Origin of the sequence: Hungatella effluvii (assembly GCF_003201875.1) — a bacterium.
Classification (GTDB): domain Bacteria; phylum Bacillota; class Clostridia; order Lachnospirales; family Lachnospiraceae; genus Hungatella; species Hungatella effluvii.
The window spans coordinates 127,195-143,673 of record NZ_QJKD01000012.1; the positions used below are offsets into that span (position 1 = coordinate 127,195).

Genomic DNA, 16,479 nt, shown 5'->3' on the forward strand with positions numbered 1-16,479 from the left:
TCACCCCTTCTTTCTCTCTGCAAACCAGTTAAACAGTATGGTAACCGTTAAGGACACCGCCACAATGGTAATCGTCACCGCGCTTCCGAGGCCGAAATCCGAATTTACAAAGGCCGACTTATACATGAATACTCCCAGGTATGCGGAGCGCACTCCCGGTCCGCCTCCAGTCATGATCCAGGAATGATCGAATGCCTTCAACGATCCGGTCAGGCACAGGATAATGCAGATATTTATAAATCCGGTGATCTGCGGCAGGATGACGTGGAAGAACGACTGTAATTTCCCCGCCCCGTCGATCTGTGCGCTCTCGATCAAGTCCTCCGGCACCGATTGAAGCGCTCCTAAAAATATGGTTACATAAAGGCCTATATACTGCCATACCTGCGGCGCCATTACCGCATATAACAGTGTACGCGGATTGGACAGCCAGTTTGTCGCAAATCTTCCCAGACCGACCGCTGTCAGGATCTTATTGAAAATACCGATTTCGCTGTTATAAAACAGGGAAAACATCAGACCGATGGCAACCGGTGCGATAACCACCGGAAGGAAATAGATGGTGCGGAAGATCTTCATCCCCTTCGTCCAGCTGTATAAGAGGTAAGCCAGAAGAATTCCGGCTCCGATCTGGACGATGAGAGAGATCACGGTAAGCTTTACCGTGTTGGAAAATGTGAGCCAGTAGTCGCTGCTCGACGCAAGCTCCCTGTAATTGGCAAGTCCTGCAAAGACCTTCGCGGAAACGCCGTTCCAGGTCGTCAGACTGTACCAGAGCGTGAGAATCAGCGGCAGGAACAGAAAGACCGTGTAGATTAAAAATGCCGGTGCCAGGAACATCACAGTAACCGGCAGATTATGATATTTTTTGAAGTATTTTCTTTTCATGCAATCACCTTAAAAATGAGGCCGTTCCTCTCGTCCCGGAACAGCCCCATTATTTCCCCGTTTACTTATTATTCTTGTCCAAAACCGCCTGTACCTTGTCGATCAGCTCCTGCGGCGTCAGCGCATTGATAAAGAACTCGTCTAAGCTGGAATCCATCATATTAACGGCATCCTGATCGGGCATGGTTGTATAGTGGACGGAAATCAGCTTTTTATCCTGGGCATATTCCATCATTTTCTTAAAGATAAGCTTCTGGCTGTCCATGTCAATTTCAATATTCTTTGCCGGAATCATGCCGCTCTTCGTCAGCTCTGCGGATAATTCATCAGAAGCAAGGAAGTCGCAGAGCTTAACCATGGCATCGTGCTTTGCCGCATCCTCAAAGGAAGCCTTATTAATTTCAAATCCGTATACCGTAAACCCTGTCATGATACCGGCCGGATCGATATCCGCGTCAGGGAGCATAGGCAAAGGTACGATCTCACTGGCTTCCTGAATCTCTTCCGGTATGGACTCAAACATCCATGGATACGTATAGGTCATAGCCGCCTTCCTGTCGGTATAAAGCTGAAGGCTTGCAGCCCATCCCCCGTTGGCCACCGTATCCGCAGGAAACATCTTCTGATCGATCATGTCCTTAATGTTGTTCGCTGCCTTAAGCGCATTTTCGGTGTTGAAGGTCCTGGTCGCTGCCAGCTCCTCCAGTTCTTTTGCCGCCCCGTCATACTGGCCATACAGCTCACTGAAAAAGAATTCAGACGGTGTTCCGCCGTTGCTGCCGATCGCGATCGGGATAATGCCCTTTTCGTTAAAAGCCTTAGCGGTTTTTAAAAGCTCCTCATAGGTCTTTGGAATCTCCAGCCCGTTCTCTTCAAACAGCTGCTTATTAGCCAGAAATATTCCCCTGGTAGATTCAATCGGGATTCCGTAGGTCTTTCCGTCGGAAGCCGTGTAATATCCGAAGGAGGTCGGTTCAAATCCGTCTCTCTTTACCTGATCCGACGCGTTAAAGTACTCTTCCACATCGAGCAGCAGTCCCGCTTCCACCATATCGGTCATCATCGCACCGCCCCAATAGGTAAATACATCCGGCAGATCACCGGAAGCTGTCTGTGTTTTAATCTTTGTCTTGTAGTCTTCTGTGCTGTAAGTCTCCAGAGTAATGTCCATCGTATCGGCATTCGCTTCCTGAAATTCCTGAAACTTCGGATAGAAATAGTTATACTTGGAGTCCCCCTCACCCCAGTTTGTTGCAAGAACCAGTGAAACCTTCTTCTTTGGCACGGCACTCTCTTTCCCCGCTTCCGAAGCCTGTTCCTTTCCTGTTTCTCCGGTCTTCGCCTCCTTCTTATCCTGAACCGCTGTCTCCTGGGCCTTTGTTTCCTGAGTCTTTCCGCCACAGGCTGTAAGGCCCGCGCACATCGTTCCGGCAAGAATCAGGGCAGCCGCTTTATAGATACCCTTTCTCATAGTATAAGTCCTCCTCCTTATAGTAACATCATTCTCATTGAACCTGCGCAGGTATTTCTGATGGTTTTATTATAGGGGAATTGAGAGGGGAAATAAATAGGAATAAATTATGGGAAATGTTATAAATTATTACACAGTATGGGGATCTCCCCTCAGGCAAAACCGAATCTTAAATACAACTCCTCCGGAGCATCGTTAAGCCTCATAAGCCGGTACATGCTCCGCTCCATTTCGCCCGTTATATCTTCCGATACAATCGGATGCTCCTGCCCCGGATCATTCCGTAAGTCAAACAGATAGTCCCCCTCCTCGATACACCGGACTGCCGGATCTGCATCAATCTGCATAACGGGACAATTTTTCGTAAAGGAAAAGGCCTCGCGGCGTTTCATCGACTCCAACTCTTTCGTCGCAAAAAACGTCATCATATGGGTTGGCATTAACGTATACTCATGAAGGGGTGATTCCAGATTTCGCGGCGCCCTCATATACACGTATCTTCCATCCGTACAGCACAGATGTGCCCCGAATATTCCGAACAGCCCGCACGTCCGGCTGCCTTTGTCCTCCTTTATGATCCGGGAAATGTCCTGTCCCTGCATATCTGCGGCAGGATCGATACCGAAAAACTGCAGAATCGTAACCGGCAGATCTATGGTTTGCACAAGTGCCGCTCTGCTCGTTCCGGCGGAATCAGAGAATCTTGGATCCCAGATAAACAGCGGTGTATGGACAATTTCATCGTAGCAGAGCATATAGTTTTTGGCCCAATACCCGTGTTCTCCCAGCATATATCCATGATCCGTATTGACGATAACCATCGTATCTTCCCACAGATTCTGTTCGTCCATGTAATCCAGCAGACGGCCTAACTGCTCATCACACATTGTTAAGTCGGCAAAATAGGAGTACTTAATCTCGTCTGCTTCCTCTGCGGATTCCTTTACCGGTGCGTAATCCGGCCACTCATACTTTTTGCCTTTTGTTTTTCCGGGATACATATCCTTAAACTCCCCGCTCGCCATGAAGGGCTCATGGGGTGAAAATGATTCTATCTGTAAAAAGAAAGAATCCTTTCCCTCATTTTCTCTCAGAAATTCAAGGCCCTGGTCAAAGGTCTTCACCAATGGGTACTGGTCTTTTCCGGTCACTCTTGTCCGGTTCGCCAGATTCTGCCTGTACAGTCCGCTGCGCAGCCCTTCTGTAAATGCGGCAAAATTCGGGTCCTCATCCTCTGCACCTCCAACCACAGGAGCCCAGGGATCTCCCTCCTGTCCCCGTATACATTCCCATGTCGTATATTGTGTGTGATACGTTGCGCCTCCGCATTCCCAATAATGGCCGTGATCGCTGACCAGATGGCTATGGATGCCATGCCCCCGCAGGATTCCCGGCATGGAATCATCAAAAGGCTCCAAAGGACCCCAGGACCGGTGCAAAAAATTATACCGGCCCGTGTGCAGCTCTCTCCTTGCAGGAATACAGGGCAGACTTCCGGCGTAGCTGTTCTCAAACCGCACGGTTTTCTGTGCCAATCTGAGAAAATTTGGAGTGATTGTCTCCTGACAGCCATACGGCTCAAGAAATCTGCGGTTTAAGGAATCAAACATTACCATGATTGCTTTCATCTCAGCGCCTCCTTTCATTCTTCTCGAAAAGGACGAATCTCCGGTCTCTTCTCCCCGGCCCGTTCCATACAAAGCAGGAGCTTCTCACGCAGCACCCTTCTTGCCGGTTCACAGGCAGGGTCTCCCGCCAGGTTGCATCGTTCCGCCGGATCGTGCTCTAAATCAAACAGGTACTGTTCATAATAGACGTCCGCCCCCGGGCAGCTCCAGCCATCCGCATCCGCAGCGACTGCATATTTCCACTGATCGGTCCGGATTGCTCTGCCGACCTCGCTTTCACTGATCTGTATAAACACACAGTCCTCCCAGCCTTTTGATGTCCCATCGGCAAGGGGTTTCAGCGAATTCCCCTGAAAATCCTCCGGTTTCTTTATACCTGCGCAGTCAAGCAGCGTCACCGGCAAATCAATAAGACTGACCAGCTCCGTGATGGTTCTGCCGCCTTGAAACGGTCCGCCCACAGCAAGCAGCGGAATATGGATGCTCGCCTCATGACAGGAACGCTTGTACTCGCTGTTCCTTGTGCAGAAATGGCAGCCATGGTCTGATGTGTAAAACAGGATCGTATTCTCCCACAATCCTCTCGCCTTCAGCGTATCGACAAGTCGCCCGACATTTTCATCCAGGCTGTGACACTGGCCTAAATAGTCCGGGTAATGTTCCTTCCAATCCCCCTTATCCACAGGAATGTCAGCCGGCAGCTCATAATCGGTAAACTTCTCCCGCACGCCATCCGGCGCCTCAAACCGGCCGTGATCATTCTGATGATGAGGCTCGATTTGAGAAATAAACAGAAAAAATGGTTTCTCCCCATCATACTGGTGGAGGTAATGAATCGCATAATTATTAATCGAATCCGCGCGGTAACCGATAAACTCACATTTTTTCCCTTCTCGGTCAAACACATATCCATCGTATCCATGGGAGGTTGCCTCCAGAACATCGGCCGCCATCCAATAATCCCGATACCCGCCCCTGCGTTCCGGAGGAATCGCCCGGGTCTCGTAGTTTTCCTCATCGAACGGCGCCGTATAGCTGCTTCTGTTTGAGGCCAGATGCCATTTGCCCACGTAAGCCGTCTGATAACCGGATTCGTGGAAATAATCGGCCAGCGTTTTTATATCCTGCGGCAATGCCAATGCATTTCTATGGCAGTTTACCTGTGTCGCATATTTACCGCTCTGCAGGCAGGAACGCGCGGGACCGCAAACCGGCTGGCAGGTAAATGCATTTTCAAACTTTACGCCGTCCTTTGCCAGTCTGTCGAGATTGGGAGAAACGGAAAGCGGTTGTCCATAACACCCCAGCGTATCCCAGCGCTGCTGATCCGAAAAATATACAATAATATTGGGTCTTTTCATCCCTGTACTCCTCTCTGGTTACCGTTCACTCGCCACCAGGGGCACCGCAGTCCGGTTCGGCCGGGCAGGCTTGCCCCTGGTGGCGAGTGAACGGTAACCCTCTCTGCTGCTACTTAATTCCGGTCGAGACAACTCCCTGTACAAAATACTTCTGTGCACACAGGAATAACAGAATCATCGGAAGCGACATTAACGTTGCCGCCGCCATCATGGGGCCCCAGCGCACCGTGCTTTCATCCCGGAACATGGTAAGCGCCAGCTGTACGGTTCTCATATTCACTGAATTTGTCATGACCAAAGGCCATAAGTAATCGTTCCAGACTGACGATCCCTTTAACAGCGCCAGGGTTGCAAGAATAACCTTTGAGTTGGGAAGGTATATATAGAAATACGTTTTCCATTTACCGGCCCCGTCAAGCATGGCGGCTTCATCGAGGGATCTGGGGAAGTTCTCGTAAAACTGCTTCGACAGGAAGACGCCGAAGGACCCCGATACCAATGGAATAATCACGCCGGGAAACGTATTCATTAATCCCGAACCGCCAAATCCCAGAATATCATTTCCACCGATCAGCGGAAATCTCGCCATAATCAGGAACGTGGGCAGCATCGTTACCTGCGGCGGCATCATGAGGCCGACCAGCAGCAGTGTAAACAATACCTTCGATCCTTTAAAATGCAGCCGGGCAAACGCATACCCCGCAACGGAATTAAACAACAGCGAGAATACAATACTGATCAGGGTGATGACCAGGGAATTTCTAAAATAGATCAGCCAGCTTCCGGTGGACATCGCCGCCTTATAGTTATCAAGATTCAGTGACTCCGGCAGGAAATGAAATACCGCCGAGTTAATCTCCCCTGTTGTTTTAAATGAAGTTAAAATCATGACAAGAATCGGAAGCAGGATAATCAAAGAAACCATCGTCATACCGACTATCCAGATCATATGTAACCTTTTTTTCCTTTTCATCTTCGCTCCTCCTATGAAACATCCACATCCTGACCTTTATTGCCAAACTTAAATACCATCATGGTAACGATTAAAGAAAACACCAGGAGTAAAACCGCCATGGCACTCGCATATCCCATTTTGAACTCCAGAAAACCTCTCCTGTATATTTGATGGACGATCGTCGTTGTTCTGTTTAAAGGCCCGCCGTTCGTCATGATATTCACCTGTTCGAACACTGCAAAGCTGTTTACGATTCCTGTTACGAGCAGGAAAAAGGTCGTGGGATACAGCATCGGCCACGTGATGTAGAGAAACTTATGGATAGCGCCTGCTCCATCGAGCTCCGCTGCCTCATATAAGGACTGGGGAATGCCGGTAAGCCCTCCCAGGAAGATGACCATGGAATATCCGCAGTTCTTCCAGATTCCGATAATAATTATACAGAGCATTGCCTGATTCGGATTAATGAGCCACTGCTGGGCCGGTATGCCGATAAGCTTTAAAAAGCTGTTGAGAAGGCCGAAGTTGGGATTATACAGCCACAGCCATACCATGGATACGCACACCATGGACATGATATTGGGCATGTAAAGCGCTGTCCGGAAAAAAGGAACTGCCCTGGATTCCCGATAAAGCAGTACCGCCAGCAAGAGCCCCAATACCAGCTGAATGGTCAGCGTTACAGCCGTATACAGCAGTGTATTTCCAACCGATGCGAGAAACTCCGAATCATGAAACAGCTTACTATAATTCTTCAAACCTAAAAAAGCGGGAATCTGGTACATATTGAAATCGGTCAGGCTGTAAAACAGTACCATGCCGATCGGAACCAGAATGAAAATAGTAAAAATCAGATAAGCGGGCAATATCATGATATATGCCTCTTTATCGCTGCGTGTTTGTTTTCTTACTTTTTTTCCAGCCATCTTTCCTCTCTCCTCATTTCTTCTTTATAAAGGATCTGTTGATCCGGACACCGATGCAGATCACGGTGTCTTCCGCATGCGGAAGGAACAAATAATGCGGTCTATTTGTACCAAACAGACCGCATTGCCGCAGTTATTGATTATCAATTTCCTCCTGCACCTTTTCCGCAGCTGCATCAAGTGCTTCCTGGGGAGATAATTGTCCATAGAATACCTGTTCCATGGCATCGTCCACATAAGTGAATACACTGTTAAAGTACGGAACCTTGGGCGATCCTTTTCCAATTTCTATTGCTTCCATAATCATCGGTCCATTTACCGGATTCTTTTTCAGATACGCCTCTTCTAAAGAGGACCTTACGGGAGCCGTCTTTGCAGTATCCATCCAGATCTGCATTGACTCCTTGCTGCTCATATACTCAATCAATTTCCAGGCAGCCTCTTTATTCTTGGAGTTCGCATTCATAAACATAAAATGCATCCCGCAGAAGGTACCGCTGTTTGCCTTGGAAAACATAGGAACGAGCTTAATTTTTCCTTCCAGATCTCCGGTGTTGATATTATTAAACTCATTTTCAGAAATAACTGTCATGGCCGCCGTTCCATTATAGAAGGGATTCTGATCCTTCTGCGTATTATTCCAGTCCACCAGACCGGCATCCTTTAACTGCTTCATGAAATCCATCGCCTCGACTGCTTCCGGTTTATTAAACAGTATTTCATTGCTCGCTTCATCCACCAGATTACTCAGGCCGTTCTGAACAATAAATATTTCCAGGTACTGATTGATATTTCTTCCGCTGGTGGGAATTCCATAGCCGCACTGGATTACATTACCGGAGGAATCCTTTACCATCAGTTTTTTATGGGCCTCTAACAGTTCATCCCAGTTGGACGGCGGTGAATTCGGATCGAGCCCGGCCTTTTCAAATAACTCTGTATTGATCGCAAACATTCGTGCATCCGGTGTGTACGGAACACCGTAAAGCTTTCCGCCGATACTTCCGGCTTCTTTTACGCTGTCATACATATCTTCCATGCCCTCCCAGCCTTCGGCATACGAGTCAAGACACTCATACTGTCCCATGGGTACTCTCGCGCCGATCGATGCCAGGGAGTAGTGAATGACGTCCGGTGCAGTGCCGGAAGCAAATCCGGTGTTCAGTTTTGTCTCAAAATCATCTCCCCAGGGAGCTTCCTGATACTCTACCGTATAATTCGGATACTTCGCTTCAAACCCTTCTATCATCTGAGTAAAAGCATCCTTCTTATAATCTTCGGTTCCTGCCCTGAGAAAGACCAGTTTTACATTTTCATCACTGGTATCCTTTCCCGCATCGGAAACCAGGTCTTCATTACCGCCTCCACAGGCGGCCAAAGACAACACCATACAGCTGACTGCTGCTGCGCTTAAGATCACTTTCCAATTTCTTCTCATAACTTCCCTCTCCTTTTGTTTATGGTTGTTGTACTCCAGGAACTTGATAACTATATTATACTGATTTCGCGTTCTTTTACTATGTACTATGTATATCCTTTTCTGTTCTGTGTTTGTTTTTTTGTATCTTTTTTACTATTTTTTATCTTGTTTTCGCAGTATCTCTTACATATTTTAAATTTATTTTGATCTTTTTGTAATTTATTTGGCGCTTTTATACAGTTTGTTTACTTTGTCGCTTTTTTGAAATAAAAAGACGCATCAGTTTTCATTGCTGATGCGTCTGAATTCGATCGGTGTCATACCGGCATACTTTTTAAATACCTTACTAAAGTAAGCCGAATCCGGGATCCCGATCTGGCAGCAGATATCCTGAATATTATGGTTACTGTTCTTTAAAAGAATTTTTGCTTTTTCCATTCGAAGCTCTAACAGATAGGTATTAATATTCCTGCCAGTCTCTTTTTTGAAGAGATGGGAGATATAGCTGCGGTTCATATGAACATGGTTTGCAAGCTCATCGAGTGTAATGGAGTCTGCATACCGTTCTTCCATATACTGCATGATCAGAAATACAGCTTCACTGTATTTCTTCTGTTTGCCGATCAATACCCGGAGGATTTCTTCCGCCTGCGTCAAGACCTTGGTTTCAAGCTGGCCAATATCGGTACAGTGTGTCACTTCAATGATCTTATCGATCGAAAACGCTCTTCGGTCCGCCTCCTCCAGATGACTCCAGTACAGATTCAGTAAGGTATTTAGAAACAGCCTTCTGATGCAGGATACATCCGGCTCCGTTTTCCCCGCATAATCGAATATCGTTTCCATTTCTTCGACTATGCTGTTCCAGGCCCGGCTGTTGATCAGCAGCTCCATTTTTTCAAACTTCGCTTCCAGTCCAGTCTCTATATAATTGATCCGGTTCTTCATCGTTTCATAATTCAGTCCGCCAATGTGCCTGTAAAACAGCTGATAGGTCAGAACCTCCTGTGAATGCTGGTATAATGCCTCCAGTTCTTCCACCGTTTTACCGGTGTCGGAGCTGCTGACATACATATTGCTGCCGCCGAAGGAAGCGATCGTCTCATATATTTTTTCCGTAAGCTTCTGAGGGTTATCATGATTCATTTCCGTAAGTACAAGGAGCTCCCGTTCACTCTTTGGCAGCCAGTAGAGTACTCTCTTCTCCTCCTGAAAGGCAAGTGGCAGAATCTCCTTAAGCTGTTCCTGATTCAATATTCGATCGGTATCGCGGAAAATGATCACTGCATACCGCCCTTTTATCTCACAGCAGGTATTCCAGACCTGTTTTAAGATATCCCTGGAAATATAATCCGGTTCTTTAAAGCACTGCAGCAGAACCTTTTCCATCTCCCGGGCGGGAGATGATTTTTGGGCCTCCGCCGCCCCCTGATTCCTGATCCGTTCCTTCGCGGTCTGCAGGCATGCTTCCAGTTCATCCTTCGTAATCTCAGACTTTAAGAGAAACTCACTCACCCCCAGCTTCAGGCAGTCCCTTGCATAAGAAAAGTCATCATACGCACTCAGGACAACCGTATAAGGCAGGACATGATTCTGATTCAGCTTCTTAAGCAGCTCCATCCCGTCCATGATCGGCATACGTATATCGGTAAACAGCACATCGATCTGATGGTTCAGGCAGCAATTCAGTACCTGCATTCCATTGATACAGGCTTCGATCACATGATGCTCCGGCGACAGCGCTTCGATATTCTTTTTCATCCATTTTAAGATGATCTCTTCGTCATCTGCAATTACGATATTCAACTGTTTGCCCCCTCCATATTAATGACAGGTATCTTCATCCGGAAGGTAACGCCGCCCGATGAATTCACCTCTACACTCAGTCCATATTGATTGCCGAAATTCCGTAAAATTCTCATCTGAATATTGGAAAGCCCGATTCCGTTCAGCTGATCTCTGGCCTTCACGGTCTGCTGATTATGTATGCTGTTATTTATCTTTTCTAAGTCTACCCCCACACCGTCGTCTTCCACCTCGATTACGACATTTTCCTTTATCCGGTATGCGCATATGACGATATGCCCCATGCCGTCTTTCATGTTAAAGCCGTGAGAGATGCTGTTTTCAACCAATGGCTGTATGACGTTCTTCAGAATCCCCAATTCCACTACGTCTTCCGCTGCGAGTATTTTCCATTGAAATTTATCACGATAGCGGAGTTTCATTAATTCCAGATAATCCTCCGCCATGGCCAGCTCTTCCTTGATCGGAATGATCTTCTGAGAATTCACGAAGGATTTTCTCAGCAATTTTGAAAAGGCGAGCAGCGCTCTGTCTGCCTCATCATATTCCTCCATCTGAATCATAAACCGGATGGTCACCAGCGTATTATAAAAGAAATGCGGGTTAATCTGTGCCTGCAAAGCCTGGATCTCCAGGGCATGCTTCTCTTCCTCTTCTATCTCCAGCTGCTTCATCAGCTTTTCAATGTGGTCCAGCATGTAATTAAAATTGTGACAGATTTCATGGAACTCTATTTCATAGTCATCCTGGATCCTTGTCTTTAAATCCCCATTCGTCACCTCCAGAATGTTTCTATTTAATTTCTCCATTCTCCGGGAGATAAAGCCGCAGTTATAAAAAACAATGACGATGAGCACAAGAAACATCGCGGTTCCCAGGACGAGGAACAGGATTACATAGAAGGAAGTCCAGCCATGACGGTATGGTTCATAGGATATCAGCTTCCAGCCCAAACCATCGATACTGGCAAACCGTATATGGCTGTATTGGTTCATCACATTTCCCAGAAAAAAGCCCTTTGTATAATTTGCTATCTGATTATAATAAGAATTGTCCTCCACCTCATATCCATACATTCTGGGATCGGAAGAAAATATTATTTTTCTGTACTGATCGATGACGATGGTATTCTCATCGGAATCCTCCTCGCCCAGTATGACGTTCCCCCAGATATCCTGGGATATGGCCACAATCATAATACCGACATCTCTTCCGCTGTTTAAATTCCGCAGTTTCTGAACCGCAAACAGCTTGTCCTCCTGAAACAGCTTCTGCAATACAGGACTCCTGTACTTTGGAAGGAAATAGATGGAATCATCCTTTTCCATCGCCTCCTGATACCAGCTTTCCTCTTCCAGCACATCCATTGTGACTGCATCCTGCGTTAAGTTTAAAGAGGACTGATAAAAATTCATATCGTTTTTACAGAGCAGCATCACCTGATACTGCCTGTCCGGAAACAATTCCGTCAGCTCCAGCATTTTACTCTGTATGCTGTCCTGTGCACTGATATATTCATAGCCCGTTAGCCTGTTCTTCTTCGAGATCAGACGGTTAATCTCAGGATCCAAATACATACCTACCGATATTTTTATGATCTCTGTATTCCTGTTCGCAATATTGCTGCATTTTTCTTCCAGAAGGTCCAGCTTGCTGTAGTTCAGTTTGTAATTGCCGTCTTCAAATATATAGCTCATTAAAATACAGAATAAGATGAACAATGGAAAAACAACGATCAAGTCTAAAAAAATGACCTTTTTTCTTATACTGTCAAAGCGCAGCAATTGTTTCATAATTTTTAGACCCTTCTTCCGAAATATATGATATGATAGTAACAGGAAAAATACGAATCCCCTTTTGTGCCCCTGTATAAAACAATTTAATTATACAGGATTTCATGGGGAAATGGTAGTATGTGTTAAGTCTTTGCCGGAAAAAGGAGGGTCCCAATGGCAGAAAAACAGGGTGTTTCCGATTTATACAAAAAGAATGCGGAAAAGGCAGAAAAGGATAAGCGGCTCCGCGACGCTGTCTCCATCTTTTTTATCCTTTTCGGAAGTGTCATCGTAGCGGTGAATTTAAACACTTTCGTCGAACAGGGGAAGCTGGTCCCGGGCGGTTTCTCCGGACTCGCCAAGCTGATTCAGAGGGTGGGGCTGGCCTTTTTTGGCGTGAAGATCTCCTTCACCTTCTTAAACGTGGTTTTCAACGCCATCCCGGCCGTATTTGCCTACCGCATTGTCGGAAAAAAGTTTACGATTCTGTCCTGTGTGAGCCTCTTGACCGTGTCAATCCTGGTCGACCAGCTGCCTGTCATCCCCATCACCGGAGACCTTCTTCTCATCTCCGTATTCGGCGGAATCATCAACGGCCTGGGCATGAGCCTCATCCTGAACAACCGGGCCAGCGGAGGCGGAACGGATTTCATCGCCATGTCCCTCTCCACCAAATATAAGATATCCACCTTCAACTATATGCTGCTGTTCAGCGCTGTTATCATCCTCATTTCTGGGGCCATCTTCGGCATGGATATCGCACTGTACTCCATCATCTACCAGTTCTGCAACACGCAGGTGATCAACACGCTTTATAAGAAATACAAGAAAAAGACACTGCTCATCGTCACGGATAATCCAGCCGCCGTGTCTGCGGATTTGATGGAGCTGACCAACCACAGCAGCACCATCTTAAAGGGCTTCGGTTCCTACTCGGCCAACAAAAAATATCTTCTCTACACAGTCCTCTCCGACGGCGACGTGAAAAAGATGAAAAAACGCATCCGCGAGCAGTACCCCGACACCTTTGTCAATGTCATAAACTCCAGCGACGTTGTGGGGAATTTCTACATACAGCCGCTGGAATAGAGAACAAAACAGTTGACAATACATTTTTGTTTTGTTATAATCGCGCTATAAAGAAACAAGGAATGTTACTGTGAAAACAGGCTTAACCAAGATCTTTAGAAGCACACGTATGTGCTTTTAAGATTTTGGTTAAGCCTGTTTTTGTTTTCAGAAAAGGAGGAAAACATGGGATTATTTAAAAGCTGGAAGAAACAGGAGGTACAGGAGAAGGCGGCGTTCAGCCCGGTAAGCGGTGAACTCGTACCATTGGAGACAGTCAGTGACGCGGTGTTTGCGGAAAAGTCGCTGGGGGATGGGGTAGCGGTCATTCCGACAGACGGCAGTCTGTATGCACCGGCAGACGGAACAATCGTGGCACTCTTTCCAACCGGCCACGCGCTGGGGATTAAGACGAGGGACGGGGTCGAGCTGCTGATCCATATCGGAATCGACACGGTAGCCTTAAACGGAAAGGGATTTACAGTTCATGTGAAGCCGGATGACACGGTTAAGAAGGGGCAGCTGCTGGTAAACTTTAATATTGAAGTACTGAAAGGGGCAGGCTATGATACGGTAACAATGATGCTGGTATCAAACGGCGAACAGTTCGGAGAGGTTCATAAGGCGCCGCCGGGAACCGTGACGGCGGGAGAGAAAATTCTGTGGCTGTAACCGTGTCTTTTTGTTGGAGAGGGAGAGTGAGACGTCATGGAAATCAAGAGAATTTATAACAATAATGTTGTGGTAGCAGTGAACGGGGCCGACGGGCCTGAGATGATTGCCATAGGAAAAGGGCTGGCTTTTCAGAAGAAGCCGGGGGATTCCATTGAACAGGAAAAGGTGGAGAAGATCTTTACCCTGGAAGACTCCGGAGTGATGACAAGGCTGGAAAAACTGGTCAAGGACATCCCTTCCGTCTATTTATCCATATCGGAGGAAGTGGTTGAGATGATCCGCCGCGACTCCGAATTGAAAATCAGCGAGGATCTGTATATTACGCTGACCGATCATATCAGCATGTCGCTGGAACGGGAAAAGAATCACGTGATCTGCGAAAATCCGCTGCTTCTGGAGATACGGCAGTTCTATAAAGAGGAGTTCATGCTGGCCAGGAAGGCCGGAGAGATCATCTGGAAGAAGATGGGGATTCGGATCTCGGAGGAGGAGATGGGCTTTATTGCCCTTCACATCGTCAACGCCTCCATGGATCAGAGGGCCAGCTGCACGATTCAGAGTATCCAAATGGTGCGCGATATCCTTCAAATCGTATCGGAATATTTCGATGTGAATCTGGACGAAACCTCCATTCCGTACGACCGTTTTGTCCGCCATCTGCAGTTCTTCGCCAGGCGGGTGCTGGGAGAAGGCAGCGTCCAGTCTGCGGATGAATTTCTCTTCACACTCGGCAGAAGCCAGTATCCGGTGGCGTATGGCTGTGCGGAGAAAATCGGCGACTACGTGAAAAAGACGTACCATAAGGATATGACAAATGCGGAAAAGGGATTCCTCGTTTATCACATTATCAACACACTATCAGTCCATTAGAAAGGGGTTGCGCGCTCTGCGCGCAGAAAATGAATATGAAAGAAAAAATGAAAAGTGCGCTGGAACGGTTTTCCAAGGCCATTGTCCAGCCGCTCATGTATTTATCGGTTGCCGGTACGGTGCTGATTCTCGGAATTCTCCTGACAAACGGTTCGATCACAGCAAAGATTCCATTTTTACAGGCAGCGCCGTTTCAGCTGGTGGGAAAGCTGATTTATAATTGTCTGATGTTTTTGATCAACAATCTGAGCGTAATATTCTGTGTCGGTATCGCGGGAGCACTGGCGAAAAAGAACAAGGGCCACGCGTCGCTGATCGCCCTGATGTCCTATTTTTTGTTCTTAAATGCCAATAACATCACGCTGTCTTTTATCGGCAGGCTGGCAGAGATGGGACCGCTGGGATTATACGGTACGGGGCAGTCGACCGTTCTGGGCATCCAGGTGCTGGATATGGGCGTGTTCAGCGGCATCACATTGGGCTGCCTGACAGGATATATATTTAATAAGTACGGAGAGAAACAGTTTAAGGGGTATTTCTCCATGTTCTCCGGGGTAAGATTTCCATTCTTCCTTCTGATCCTTCTTTCCCTGTTTCTGGGCTTCGGCGCGTCCTACGTATGGCCGGTGGTTCAGCGGGGGATCTCGGCTCTGACCGATTTAATCAAGAGCAGCGGCAATGTGGGACTTTACATATACGGCCTGCTTAACAAGCTTCTGGTTCCCACGGGACTTCACCATCTTGTGTACGCACCGTTCCAGTTTACCGATGTGGGCGGAACCCTGGTGCTTGGAGATCAGATCATCTCCGGCGCTTATCCGATCCGGGTGGCGGAGATGAACATACCGGGAGTACCATTTTCACCGTCCACCTATTATAACAGCTACACATTCAATAATTTATTCCCGTATATCGGAATCGGCCTGGCCTTTATCACGACCGCGAGAAAGGAAAATCGGGAGAATACAAAAGCAGTCATGTTCCCGCTTATGCTGGCGGCCATTTTATCGGCAATTACAGAACCTATGGATTTCCTGTTCGTCTTTGCAGCGCCGCTGCTCTTTGTCGTTCACTCCCTGATCAGCGGCGGCATGCTGGTACTGTTAAAAGTCCTGAGCATTCCGGCCTCCACCAGCGGCGGCATCGTCAACATTATGATCTCCAATCTGGCCCTGGGTGTGGAGAAGACCAACTGGCCGCTGCTGCTGCTTTTGGGAGTGGTGACCGCAGTCGGATACTATTTCCTTTTCGTTTTTCTGATTAAGAAACTGAATCTTAAGACACCGGGAAGAGAGCTTACAGCAGAGGACGCGGGAAGCGGCGATACGGCGGGCAGCCAGTCAAAGGATGAACCCATTCGGAAGTTAATAGAAGGACTTGGCGGCAAGGCGAATATCGAGTCGCTGGACAATTGTTTTACACGCCTGCGGGTGGTGGTAAAGGATGGCAGCTTAATCAGGGATGACCTGATCAATACCATGAAAAACAGCGGAATTAAGAAAAACGGCACTGATATACAAATCGTATTCGGGATGCAGGTACCGGCTGTAAAAAGCCAGGTGGAGGATATGCTGGAGCGCATGTAGGCTGCAGAACATTAATGGAGCGGCATGGCCGCAGAAAGAGAGGAAATCAT

Annotated in this window: 13 protein-coding genes; 4 read left to right on the top strand and 9 right to left on the bottom strand. The window is 47.4% G+C overall.

Annotated elements, in window-relative coordinates:
• The 9 genes from DFR60_RS20900 to DFR60_RS20940 all read right to left on the bottom strand — a co-directional run bounded on the left by DFR60_RS20900 (position 1) and on the right by DFR60_RS20940 (position 12,248).
• Positions 1 to 888 (bottom strand): carbohydrate ABC transporter permease, encoded by an 888-nt coding sequence (locus DFR60_RS20900; protein ID WP_110324618.1) that lies wholly within the window; start codon positions 886 to 888, stop codon positions 1 to 3.
• A 61-nt stretch (positions 889 to 949) separates the two neighbouring features.
• The gene (locus tag DFR60_RS20905; protein WP_110324619.1) at positions 950 to 2,359 is read right to left on the bottom strand and encodes an ABC transporter substrate-binding protein; all 1,410 of its coding nucleotides are present in this window, start codon (positions 2,357 to 2,359) and stop codon (positions 950 to 952) included.
• A 152-nt stretch (positions 2,360 to 2,511) separates the two neighbouring features.
• Positions 2,512 to 3,987, bottom strand: coding sequence for a sulfatase (locus DFR60_RS20910; RefSeq protein ID WP_110324620.1), 1,476 nt, complete (start codon positions 3,985 to 3,987; stop codon positions 2,512 to 2,514).
• Positions 3,988 to 4,001: 14 nt separating this feature from the next.
• The gene (locus DFR60_RS20915; protein ID WP_110324621.1) at positions 4,002 to 5,348 is read right to left on the bottom strand and encodes a sulfatase family protein; all 1,347 of its coding nucleotides are present in this window, start codon (positions 5,346 to 5,348) and stop codon (positions 4,002 to 4,004) included.
• A gap of 109 nt (positions 5,349 to 5,457) precedes the next feature.
• Complete coding sequence (locus DFR60_RS20920; protein WP_110324622.1) at positions 5,458 to 6,321, bottom strand: carbohydrate ABC transporter permease; 864 nt, start codon at positions 6,319 to 6,321, stop codon at positions 5,458 to 5,460.
• Positions 6,322 to 6,332: 11 nt separating this feature from the next.
• Positions 6,333 to 7,229 carry a carbohydrate ABC transporter permease gene (locus DFR60_RS20925; protein ID WP_110324623.1) on the bottom strand — a complete coding sequence of 299 codons (897 nt, stop codon included), beginning with the start codon at positions 7,227 to 7,229 and terminating at the stop codon, positions 6,333 to 6,335.
• A 133-nt stretch (positions 7,230 to 7,362) separates the two neighbouring features.
• Positions 7,363 to 8,667: an ABC transporter substrate-binding protein gene (locus DFR60_RS20930; RefSeq protein WP_110324624.1), complete on the bottom strand. Its 1,305-nt coding sequence runs from the start codon at positions 8,665 to 8,667 to the stop codon at positions 7,363 to 7,365.
• Positions 8,668 to 8,928: 261 nt separating this feature from the next.
• Complete coding sequence (locus DFR60_RS20935) at positions 8,929 to 10,455, bottom strand: helix-turn-helix domain-containing protein (protein WP_110324625.1); 1,527 nt, start codon at positions 10,453 to 10,455, stop codon at positions 8,929 to 8,931.
• Positions 10,452 to 12,248, bottom strand: coding sequence for a sensor histidine kinase (locus tag DFR60_RS20940; protein ID WP_110324626.1), 1,797 nt, complete (start codon positions 12,246 to 12,248; stop codon positions 10,452 to 10,454). The genes DFR60_RS20935 and DFR60_RS20940 overlap by 4 nt, the downstream gene beginning before the upstream one ends.
• Before the next feature lie 156 nt (positions 12,249 to 12,404).
• On the opposite strand from DFR60_RS20940, the gene DFR60_RS20945 reads away from it, so the two are divergent.
• The 4 genes from DFR60_RS20945 to DFR60_RS20960 all read left to right on the top strand — a co-directional run bounded on the left by DFR60_RS20945 (position 12,405) and on the right by DFR60_RS20960 (position 16,429).
• Positions 12,405 to 13,319, top strand: coding sequence for a YitT family protein (locus DFR60_RS20945; RefSeq protein WP_110324627.1), 915 nt, complete (start codon positions 12,405 to 12,407; stop codon positions 13,317 to 13,319).
• A gap of 165 nt (positions 13,320 to 13,484) precedes the next feature.
• Entirely contained in the window at positions 13,485 to 13,970 is a 486-nt protein-coding gene (locus DFR60_RS20950; RefSeq protein WP_110324628.1) for a PTS sugar transporter subunit IIA, read from the top strand.
• A 36-nt stretch (positions 13,971 to 14,006) separates the two neighbouring features.
• A complete protein-coding gene (licT, locus tag DFR60_RS20955) occupies positions 14,007 to 14,843 on the top strand; it encodes a BglG family transcription antiterminator LicT (protein ID WP_110324629.1) in 837 nt (278 codons plus the stop codon).
• Between the two features lie 35 nt (positions 14,844 to 14,878).
• Complete coding sequence (locus DFR60_RS20960) at positions 14,879 to 16,429, top strand: PTS transporter subunit EIIC (protein ID WP_167437667.1); 1,551 nt, start codon at positions 14,879 to 14,881, stop codon at positions 16,427 to 16,429.
• The last annotated feature ends 50 nt before the right edge of the window (positions 16,430 to 16,479 follow it).